At 71.7% G+C, this 9,299-nt stretch carries 13 protein-coding genes; 11 read left to right on the forward strand and 2 right to left on the reverse strand.

Features of this window, described 5'->3' with window-relative positions:
* Positions 1-607: FliM/FliN family flagellar motor switch protein (locus ABYE80_RS12185; protein ID WP_372790554.1), on the forward strand; the 607-nt coding region annotated here is incomplete at its 5' end.
* A gap of 5 nt (positions 608-612) precedes the next feature.
* Positions 613-975: a response regulator gene (locus tag ABYE80_RS12190; protein ID WP_372790555.1), complete on the forward strand. Its 363-nt coding sequence runs from the start codon at positions 613-615 to the stop codon at positions 973-975.
* A 61-nt stretch (positions 976-1,036) separates the two neighbouring features.
* Here the strand turns inward: ABYE80_RS12190 and ABYE80_RS12195 are convergent, their stop codons facing one another.
* Positions 1,037-1,621 carry a VOC family protein gene (locus tag ABYE80_RS12195; RefSeq protein WP_372790556.1) on the reverse strand — a complete coding sequence of 195 codons (585 nt, stop codon included), beginning with the start codon at positions 1,619-1,621 and terminating at the stop codon, positions 1,037-1,039.
* A 77-nt stretch (positions 1,622-1,698) separates the two neighbouring features.
* Between ABYE80_RS12195 and ABYE80_RS12200 the strand changes: the two genes are divergently transcribed.
* From ABYE80_RS12200 to fliN, 4 genes are read left to right on the forward strand one after another with little or no spacing between them, the layout of a single operon-like run.
* On the forward strand, positions 1,699-2,523 hold the full coding sequence (locus tag ABYE80_RS12200) for a flagellar motor protein (protein ID WP_372790557.1): 825 nt from the start codon (positions 1,699-1,701) through the stop codon (positions 2,521-2,523).
* A 3-nt stretch (positions 2,524-2,526) separates the two neighbouring features.
* A complete protein-coding gene (locus tag ABYE80_RS12205) occupies positions 2,527-3,435 on the forward strand; it encodes a flagellar motor protein MotB (protein ID WP_372790558.1) in 909 nt (302 codons plus the stop codon).
* Complete coding sequence (locus ABYE80_RS12210; protein WP_372790559.1) at positions 3,432-3,878, forward strand: flagellar basal body-associated FliL family protein; 447 nt, start codon at positions 3,432-3,434, stop codon at positions 3,876-3,878. The genes ABYE80_RS12205 and ABYE80_RS12210 overlap by 4 nt, the downstream gene beginning before the upstream one ends.
* A 12-nt stretch (positions 3,879-3,890) precedes the next feature.
* Positions 3,891-4,265: a flagellar motor switch protein FliN gene (fliN, locus tag ABYE80_RS12215; RefSeq protein ID WP_372790560.1), complete on the forward strand. Its 375-nt coding sequence runs from the start codon at positions 3,891-3,893 to the stop codon at positions 4,263-4,265.
* Positions 4,266-4,319: 54 nt separating this feature from the next.
* On the opposite strand, the gene ABYE80_RS12220 is transcribed toward fliN, so the two are convergent.
* On the reverse strand, positions 4,320-5,495 hold the full coding sequence (locus ABYE80_RS12220) for a glycoside hydrolase family 3 N-terminal domain-containing protein (protein WP_372790561.1): 1,176 nt from the start codon (positions 5,493-5,495) through the stop codon (positions 4,320-4,322).
* Between the two features lie 163 nt (positions 5,496-5,658).
* Between ABYE80_RS12220 and ABYE80_RS12225 the strand changes: the two genes are divergently transcribed.
* Genes ABYE80_RS12225 through flhB form a run of 5 tightly spaced genes read left to right on the forward strand, consistent with a single transcriptional unit; the run spans position 5,659 to position 9,037 of the window.
* On the forward strand, positions 5,659-6,216 hold the full coding sequence (locus tag ABYE80_RS12225; protein ID WP_372790562.1) for a FliO/MopB family protein: 558 nt from the start codon (positions 5,659-5,661) through the stop codon (positions 6,214-6,216).
* Positions 6,213-6,845 carry a flagellar type III secretion system pore protein FliP gene (gene fliP, locus ABYE80_RS12230; protein ID WP_372790563.1) on the forward strand — a complete coding sequence of 211 codons (633 nt, stop codon included), beginning with the start codon at positions 6,213-6,215 and terminating at the stop codon, positions 6,843-6,845. Before ABYE80_RS12225 ends, fliP begins: the two co-directional genes overlap by 4 nt.
* 27 nt (positions 6,846-6,872) lie before the next feature.
* The gene (gene fliQ / locus ABYE80_RS12235; protein WP_372790564.1) at positions 6,873-7,142 is read left to right on the forward strand and encodes a flagellar biosynthesis protein FliQ; all 270 of its coding nucleotides are present in this window, start codon (positions 6,873-6,875) and stop codon (positions 7,140-7,142) included.
* Positions 7,139-7,927 (forward strand): flagellar biosynthetic protein FliR, encoded by a 789-nt coding sequence (gene fliR, locus ABYE80_RS12240; RefSeq protein ID WP_372790565.1) that lies wholly within the window; start codon positions 7,139-7,141, stop codon positions 7,925-7,927. The genes fliQ and fliR overlap by 4 nt, the downstream gene beginning before the upstream one ends.
* A gap of 3 nt (positions 7,928-7,930) precedes the next feature.
* Positions 7,931-9,037, forward strand: coding sequence for a flagellar biosynthesis protein FlhB (gene flhB / locus ABYE80_RS12245; RefSeq protein ID WP_372790566.1), 1,107 nt, complete (start codon positions 7,931-7,933; stop codon positions 9,035-9,037).
* Positions 9,038-9,299 lie beyond the last annotated feature (262 nt).

The raw sequence follows: 9,299 nt of genomic DNA on the forward strand, positions 1-9,299 counted from the left end.
CTCCGCGGGCGGCGACGAGCTCTCCGAACTGGAGTTCAGCGCGGTCGGCGAGGCGATGAACCAGATGATGTCGGCCGCCGCCATGGCGACCAGCCGCGTGCTCGACGAGGAGGTCGAGATCGCGCCGCCCGACGTGCGCCTCGTCCGGACGGTCGAGGAGGCCACCGAGCACTGGGAGCACGCGGGCCAGGCGACCACGGTCACCTTCACCGTCAGCGGCGCGCCGTGCACGCTCGTCCAGCTGGTGCCCAACGCGTTCATCGTGCGCATGACCCGCGCGTTCGACGAGATCACCGCCGAGTACGACACGGAGATCCCGCTGAGCGAGTCGCTGCGCTCCGTCGCCGTGCGCGTGTGGGCGGAGCTCGGGCGTGCCCGGATGCCCTCGGGGCAGCTCGTGGGCATGCCCAGCGGCTCGGTCGTCGAGCTCGACCGAGAGGTCGAGCACCCGATCGACCTCTACGCCGACGGCATGCGCGTCGCCACGGGACGCCTGCTCGTCACCGGCGACGGCGGGCTCGCCGTGCGCATCGAGGAGCTCGTCGCCACCCCCGGCGCGGGCACACCCGCTTCTTCCCGACCCCCGACCCAGACACTGGAGGTGTAGTACCCATGGCACGAGTGCTCGTCGTTGATGACGCCGCGTTCATGCGCAAGATGGTCACCGACGCACTGAGCGGCGGAGGCCATGAGATCGTCGGCGAGGCCGGCAACGGCGCCGAGGCCGTGCAGCGGTTCCAGGAGCTGCGCCCCGAGGTGATGACCCTGGACATCACGATGCCCGAGAAGGACGGCATCGCGGCCCTGCAGGAGATCATCGCGCTGGACCCGTCGGCGAAGGTGATCATGTGCTCGGCGCTCGGGCAGGAGTCCAAGGTGCTGGAGTCGATCAAGCTCGGCGCCAAGGACTTCGTCGTCAAGCCGTTCCAGCCGGACCGCGTGCGCGCGGCGGTCGAGAAGGCGCTCGCCGCCTGAGCGGCCCGGCCGCGCGCGCCTGGGCGCCCGCGGGGGCACGCGGGGCGCGGGTGCCCTCCCCTCAGTCGTAGGCCGCCTTGGGCGAGCGATCCTCGGACAGCGAGGCGCGCGACCGCGTCGTCAGGTGCTCGATGGCGTCCGCGACGTGGATGCGGTCGATGTGGTGGTCACCCCGCTCCACCCGGATGCGGTGCGCCTCCAGCAGCACGTCCGCGTGCCCGTGGCCGGCCGGCGGCTCGAACCGGTAGGAGGCCAGCTCGATGAGAAGCCCGAGCGGGTCCTTGAAGTAGATCGAGTCCATGAACCCGCGGTCCTTCACGCCGCTGTGCGAGATGCCCCGTTCGTCGAGCCGCTCGACGGTCTGTGCGAAGGTCGCCTGGGAGATCGACAGCGCGAGATGGTGCACGCATCCCGGGTCGGTCGGGGTGCGGGACGGGTCGGCCTCGCGCGTCTCGTCGGTGAAGATCGTGATCAGCCTGCCGTCGCCCGGGTCGAAGTACAGGTGGCTCTCGCCGGGGTTGTCCAGGTTGGGCTGCTCGAACACGAACGGCATCCCCAGCACCCCCTCCCAGAAGTCGATCGAGGTGTCGCGACCCGCCCCGACGAGGGTGATGTGGTGCACGCCCTGGCTCTGGATCTTGCGCATGGTGCTCCGAGCCTCTCACGTCCAGCGCCGTCTGGACACTCCTGAAGATCCGCGGCGGTCGGCCGACGATCGAGGCGATGAAGGCCGCAACAGCCATCGGTGTCGTGATCGCGATCCTCAGCCTGATCGTGGGCGGGATCATGAAGGGCACCTCCCCGACCCAGCTGATCAACCCAGCCGCGTTCGTGATCATCATCCCGACGGTCGCGGGATGCACCCTGGCGTCCGTGGGCATGGAGCGGTTCAAGCTCATCCCGGCGCTCTACAAGCGGGCCTTCTCCCCACCGGACCTCGACCTCGCCTCCTCCGTCACCCAGCTCACCGGCTTCGCCGAGCAGGCCCGCAAGGACGGCCTGCTCGCGCTCGAGGAGCAGATCGAGAGCATCGAGGACCCGTTCACCCGCAAGGGGATGCAGCTCGTCGTCGACGGCACCGACCCGGAGCTGCTGATCGACATCCTCGAGACGGACACCCACGCGATGCAGGCGCGGCACAAGGCCAACGCCTCGTCGTTCACGAAGGCCGGCCAGTTCTCCCCGACCATCGGCGTGATGGGGACGGTCGTCGGGCTCGTGCACGTGCTCGGGAACCTGTCCGCTCCCGAGACCCTCGGTCCGTCGATCGCCACCGCCTTCATCGCCACGCTCTACGGCATCGCGACCGCCAACCTCATCTTCCTGCCCGTGGGCGCCCGGCTCGCCGCGCTGACGCTGGAGGAGGTCGAAGCGCGGCAGCTGCTGCTCGAGGGGATCGTCGCGATCCAGGCGGGCGACAACCCGCGCATCGTGCAGGAGAAGCTGCTCGGCTACGTCGCTCCCGCCGAGCGCGAGGCGATCCGCGAGGGCGGCGGCAAGCCCAACCTGACCGCAGTGGACGGCGGAGCGGCGGCCCAGGCGGCATGAGCCATGGCTAGCGGGCGTCGCAAGGCGCAGCACGATGACCACGAGGAGCACATCGACGAGTCCTGGTTGGTCTCCTACGCGGACATGATGACGCTGCTCGTGGCGCTCTTCATGGTGCTGTTCTCCATCAGCTCGGTGAACGTCAGCAAGTTCGAGGACCTGCAGCGGTCCCTGTCCAACGCGTTCAGCGGTCGCGTGCTGCCCGGCGGCAAGGGCATCCAGCCGGCGGGCGGCAGCGACGCGACCGCGAGCAACATCATCAAGACGCCCGCGGCCTCCTCGATCAAGCCCAGCGACTCCGGGGACGCGGGCACCAAGGACGCCGCCGGGAAGGCCGAGGAGGCCCGGTTCAAGAAGGACAAGGAGGCCGTCGACGAGGCCGTCCGCGAGCGCGGACTGGGCGGCAAGATCCGCACGAGGATCAGCCGCCGAGGCCTCGAGGTCCGGCTGCTGACCGACGACCTCCTGTTCGCGTCCGGCAGCGCCGTGGTCCTGCCGGCGGGCGGTGGCCTGCTGCGGGACATCGGCATGGTGCTCCGCGCCGAGCGCTCGCACCCGGTCGTCGTCGAGGGCCACACCGACGACGTGCCGATCGCCACCGTGCAGTACCCGACCAACTGGGAGCTCAGCGCCGCGCGGGCGACCGGGGTCGTCCGCGTCCTCGCCGGGGCGGGCGTCGCACGGACGCGGCTCACCGCCCAGGGGCGGGCGGACCTCGACGGCATCGCGGCCAACGCCACCGAGGCCGGCCGGGCGCTGAACCGCCGCGTCGAGATCCTGCTGCCGCGACAGATCGTCCGGTCCCGCGCCGCGAGCCGCACCGGCGGCTCCGCCCAGAGCGAGGGCTTCGACGCCGGCGTGCGGCCGGCCTCACCCACCATCCGACCCGACGCCACGGAGGCATCGAAGTGAAGAACGTGAAGATCATCGTCCCGGTGCTCCTGGTGGTGCTCGGGGCCGCGTACAAGTTCGTCCTCGCCAAGCCCGCGGAGGCCGGGCCGCCGCCGAAGATCGACGGCGAGGTGTACGTGCTGCCCAAGGAGTTCCTCGTCAACCTCAAGGACGGCAAGTTCGCGAAGCTCGGGGTGGCCCTGGTCTTCCATCACGGCTTCACGAGCGCTCCCGCGGGCGGGGCGCACGGAGCTCCCGCCAAGCCGCCGGAGGGGTTCGGCGTCCTGTCGCAGGAGGCCGTCGTGCGCGACATCGTCACCGACGAGCTCACCGACGTCAGCTCCAAGGAGCTCACCACCTCCAAGGACCGCAAGAAGGTCAAGAAGCACATCCTCCACCGCATCGAGGAGGAGACCGACGTCGAGGTCGAGGACGTCCTGTTCACCGATGTGGCCGTTCAGTAAGGAGGCGATCGCATGACCGATGACATCCAGTACGACGAGCTCGAGCCCGCGCCCACCGCGCCGGTCTACACGCCGGACGGCCAGCTCGAGCTCGAGCGGCTCACCGACGTGCTCGTGGAGCTGACCGTCGAGGTCGGCCGCACCCGCATGACCCTGGGGGAGGCGCTGAGCCTCGGCCCCGGATCCGTCGTCACCGTCGACCGGCTGGCCGACAAGCCGGTGGACCTCCTGTGCAACGGGCGGCCGATCGCGCGCGGCGAGGTCGTGGTGATCGACGAGGAGTTCGGGCTGCGCATCACCGAGGTGATCGGGGCCGAGGGCCGGTCCACCGGCGACCCGGCGTTGCCCGGTCCAGCGGACCCGGCGGCCCTGCCCGAGGCGGCCTGAACGCCGGGCTGACCGGGTCGCGCCGGCACCGTCCGGCGCCGGTCGCGGAACGGCTCAGCCGCCGGCCCGCAGCGACGAGCGCAGCGCCAGGACGCGGCGGGCCGCCGCCTCCGCCTGGGCGCGCGGGACCCGTCCGTCGGTGACGGCGGCCGTCAGGCGCTCGTGCGCCGCGACCGCCGAGCTCGCGCGACGCCCGAGCAGCACGAGGTCGACTCCCGCCCGGGCACTGCGCAGCGCCCGGGTCGCCGGGCTCCCGTAGCGGTTCAGGCCCGTCGCCTCGAGGTCGTCGCTGACCGAGACGCCGCCGAACCGCAGTCGGGTCCGCAGCTCCGTGTGCGCGATCCTCCGGGAGAGGGTGGCGGGCAGCGTGTCGAGCGCGGGGTAGACGGCGTTGGAGAGCATCACGAGCTTCGCCCCGGCCTTGAGGCCGGGGACGAAGGCGGCCTCGTCCACGCGTCGCAGCGTCGAGGTGGACAGCCCGATGCGGGCGGGTGCGTCGTCGGTGTTCACGCGTGCCGCCCCGAAGCCGGGGAAGTGCTTGAGCGTGGACGCGACGCCGGAGGACCGCTGGCCTGTGACGAACGCGGCGGTGAGCCGGCCGACGGCCCGCACGGACGACCCGAAGGTCCGGCCCTCGCGCCGCAGCGCGGCGCCGGCGCGCCCGACGTCCGCGACCGGAGCCAGGTTGACGTTGACCCCGGCGCGGCGCAGCGCCCGGCCTGCCTCGCGGCCCGAGGCCCGGGCGGTCGCTGTCCCGGCCGCGCCCATCTGCGCGGCGGAGCGCCGCGGCGGAGCGTCCCTGAGGCGCCGCGCGCCGGTCGTGCGACCGTCCCCACCCTCCTGGTCGATCATCACGAGCAGCGGCAGGGGCAGGGGGCTGCGCCGGGCCTCGGCCTGCAGCTGATCGGCGAGGCGCCGGGCCGCCGCGATGTCGGGGGCCTCGCGGGAGAACAGGATGACCCCGGCGAGCTCGCCGCGCCGGATCAGGCGGCGCAGCTGCGGGCCGGGCGTCCCGGTGTCGCGGAAGGTCGCGATGACCCGCTGCCCGGCGAGCTGCCGGTCGGTCAGCGACGACACGTCGAGCTTGGACGCGCCCGGGATCGTGCCGGGCCGCGTCGTCGCGGCGGCAGCCGTGCCGTCGGCGTCGTTGGAGGCGGATCCGCACGCGGGTCCCAGAACCGCCAGGCCCGCGATCACGCTCACCGCCGGCGTCATGCGTCGCAGGAGCATCCGCCGTGGACGGTACCGCGACCGGGTCGGGGACCACCGCGACACCCGACGCCGATCCGCACCGATCATCCGTCCAGGGGTGGTGCTCAAGGCGCCGGGAGCGCGGCCGACTACCGGACGGAGCCGTCTCCCTCCCTCCGACGACTCGCTCCCTCCCTCCCTCATGCTCGGAACCCTGCAGCGTGCCGCGACCACGGCCGCCCTCCTCCTGCTCGCCGCGGCCCCTGCGGCGTTCGCGGCCCCCGGCTCGTCGGCGACCGGCGAGGACGCACCCCTGAACCTGCCGACCGAGGCGGCCCGCAACCAGGCCGGCACCGCCGGGTCGACGTCGGGCTCGCTCGTGCGCACCGTGGTCGGGCTCGCGGTCGTGATCGGGGTGATCTACGGGCTCAGCTGGGTCATGCGCCAGGTGAAGGCGAGCCGCGAGGAGGCGACCGGCGGCCACGGCCTGCGGTCCGCCGCGACCATCGCGCTCGGCCCGAACCGGTCCCTGCACCTCGTGCACGCCGGACGCGAGCTCGTGCTCGTCGGCGTGGCCGAGCAGGGCGTCACGCCCATCCGCACCTACTCCCGCGACGAGGCCGTCGAGCTCGGGCTCCTCGACGAGGAGGATCTCGACGACGCGCAGGACGGCACCTCCGTGGGCCCGCGTCGCCGCACGGCCCGCTACGACGGCATCGGCTACGTCCTCGACGCGCTGCGGCGCAGGACCCAGCGATGACCGACGGGCAGAACGCCGTCCAGCTGCTCATCCTGGTCGGGGGCATCACGCTCGTCCCGGCGCTGCTGTTCACCGTCACGGGCTTCACCCGGATCCTGATCGTCCTCGGGTTCATCCGGACCGGTCTCGGCACCCCGACCGCGCCGCCCAACCAGGTGCTCGTGGGCATCGCGCTGTTCCTGACGATCTTCGTGATGGCGCCGGTCTTCACGCAGATCAAGGAGCAGGCGATCGACCCCCTGACCTCCGAGAAGATCACGCAGGCGCAGGCGTTCGAGCGCGGTCAGAAGCCCCTGCGCGAGTTCATGTTCAAGCAGACGAGGACCTCGGACCTCGCGCTGTTCGTGAAGCTCGCCAAGCTCGACCGGCCCAAGACGCGCGCCGACGTCCCCACCTACGTGCTGATCCCCGCGTTCGTGATCAGCGAGCTGAAGACCGCGTTCCAGATCGGGTTCCTGATCTTCCTGCCGTTCCTGGTGATCGACCTCGTGGTCTCGTCGACGTTGATGTCGATGGGGATGGTGATGCTGCCGCCTGTCTTCATAAGCCTGCCGTTCAAGATCCTCCTGTTCGTCCTCGTCGACGGCTGGAACCTCGTCACGAAGTCGCTCGTGCAGAGCTTCGTCTAACGACCAACCCGTGCTCGGAGCCCACCCGTGAACCAGGACACCGTCGTCAACCTGTCGACGCAGGCGATGGAGCTCGCGCTCAAGATCGCGCTGCCGCTCCTCCTCGTCGGCCTGGCCGTCGGCCTGCTCGTCAGCGTCTTCCAGGCGGTCACCCAGATCCAGGAGCAGACGCTCTCGTTCATCCCGAAGATCCTCGCGATCGCGGTGGTGCTCGTCGTCGGCGGCCCCTGGATGCTCGGCGAGCTGCTCACCTACACGACGGACCTCTGGGGGTCGATCCCGGACATGGTCGGATGACGCTGGCTGAGCTCATCGACCAGTTCGGTGAGCAGCAGGTCGTCGCGTTCTTCCTCGTTCTCGCGCGTGTCTCGCCGCTGTTCCTGATCGCGCCGCTGTTCAGCTCCAAGAGCGTCCCGGCGCGCGTGCGGGGCACGATCGCGGTGGCGCTCGCGATCGGGCTGGGGCCGGTCGTCGGCCGCGACGCGCAGATCGACCTCGACACGTGGAACCTCGTCGGCCTGCTCGGCAAGGAGATCCTCGTCGGGGCGTCGTTCGCGTTCGTGCTCGCCGCGTTCTTCGCCGCCATCCAGGTCGCGGGATCCTTCCTCGACACGCTCATCGGGTTCGCCTACGGCGGCCTGATCGACCCGATCACCGGCAACCAGTCCGCGGTGCTCACGCAGCTCTACGCGTTCATCGGCGTGGCGGTGTTCATCGCGATCGGCGGCGACGCGTGGGTCATCGAGGGAATGGCGCGGACGTACGACGTGGTGCCGATGGACGCCTACCCGCAGATCACCGCGATCGTCCGCGGCGCCGACGCGGCGTTCGTCGGGGTGTTCGCGGCGGCGATCCAGGTCGCCGGACCGGTCGTGCTGGCGCTGATCGTGACCGACGCCGCGTTCGGCGTGGTGTCCCGGGTCGTCCCGCAGCTCAACGTCTTCGCGGTCGGGTTCCCGGCCAAGGTGTTCGTCGGGCTGCTGCTCATCGGGACCTCGCTGCCGTTCGTGGCGGGCTGGTTCGCCGACGAGCTGCAGACGTCGGTCGGGCAGGCGCTGAAGACCCTCCAGGTGGCGGGGTGAGCCGTGGCGTCCGGATCGGACAAGACCGAGAAGGCGACACCCAAGAAGCGCGCCGAGGCGCGCGAGAAGGGGCAGGTCGCCAAGTCCACGGACCTCTCCGGGTCCGTGGTCATGCTCGTCGGCGTCATGACGCTCGGGGCGGCCGGCAGCTCCATGGTGGGCCGGATGGGCGACCTGATGCGCGGCACGCTCGCGAACCTCACGGACTTCCAGTCGGTGTCCCACGCGGGGATCGGGACGATCTTCCTGGACGCCGGGGAGGCGCTCGCGATGACCGTCGCGCCGATCGCGTTCGCCTGTGCGATCGCTGCGCTCGCGATGGGCTTGCTCCAGGTCGGACCCAAGCCGATGCCCAAGGCGCTGAAGCCCGATCCCAAGCGGCTGAACCCGGTGACCGGGGCCAAGAACCTCTTCGGCATCAACATGCTGGCCGAGGGCGTCAAGAGCGTCTCGAAGGTGGGGGTCGTCGGGGCGATCGTGTTCGCCGCCGTCGGGCCGAAGGTGACGCAACTCGGTGCGATGGTGGGCATCTCGCCCCAGGAGCTGGCCGCCGCGCTCTCGGGCGAGGTCAAGGCCGTCGCGCTCCGCGCCGGTGCCGCCTACTTCGTCATCGGCGCGATCGACTACGTCTACCAGCGCTGGCGCAACGAGAAGCAGCTGAAGATGGACAAGCAGGAGGTCAAGGAGGAGTCGAAGGGGCAGGCCCTGCCCGCCGAGGTCCGCAGCGCGATCCGCCGACGCCAGATGCAGGCCTCGCGCGCGCGGATGATGGAGGCCGTTCCCGAGGCCGACGTCGTCATCACCAACCCGACGCACTTCGCGGTCGCGCTGAAGTACGAGAACGGCAGCGCCGCCCCGGTCGTCGTCGCGAAGGGACAGGACCTCATCGCGGCGAAGATCCGTGAGCTCGCGAGCGCGGCCGGCGTGCCCCTGGTCCCCAACCCGCCGCTCGCCCGCGGCCTGCACGCGAGCGTCGAGGTCGGCCAGGAGATCCCGGAGGACTTCTACGCGGCGGTGGCGCAGGTGCTGGCGTTCGTCTACCGCGTGGCGGCACGGCGTCGGCGGGGCGGCGCGGCCGTGGGCGCGGTGCCCGTGACCGCGCAGGCGTAGGGGGCGGGCTCGCGTGCCGGGACGCTGGTGTCGGCGCGCCCGCCGGCGCGTGGTCGCCGCGGAGGCGGGCGCCCGTCCTCCACGTCAGACCGCGAGGTCACACACGTACGAGGCGCTCGGGTGACCGGTCTCGCTCGCGGCCGTCCGTCCCGCGCGCGTCCGTGCCGACGCCGCCCGCCCGGATGTCGCCCGTCCTGCGCCGGAGCGGCTCGAGGTCGCCCGTCCCGCTCCGGAGCGGCTCGAGCGCGCCCCTCCCGCGCCC

It is taken from the genome of Paraconexibacter sp., assembly GCF_041602235.1.
Taxonomy (GTDB): Bacteria; Actinomycetota; Thermoleophilia; order Solirubrobacterales; family Solirubrobacteraceae; genus Paraconexibacter.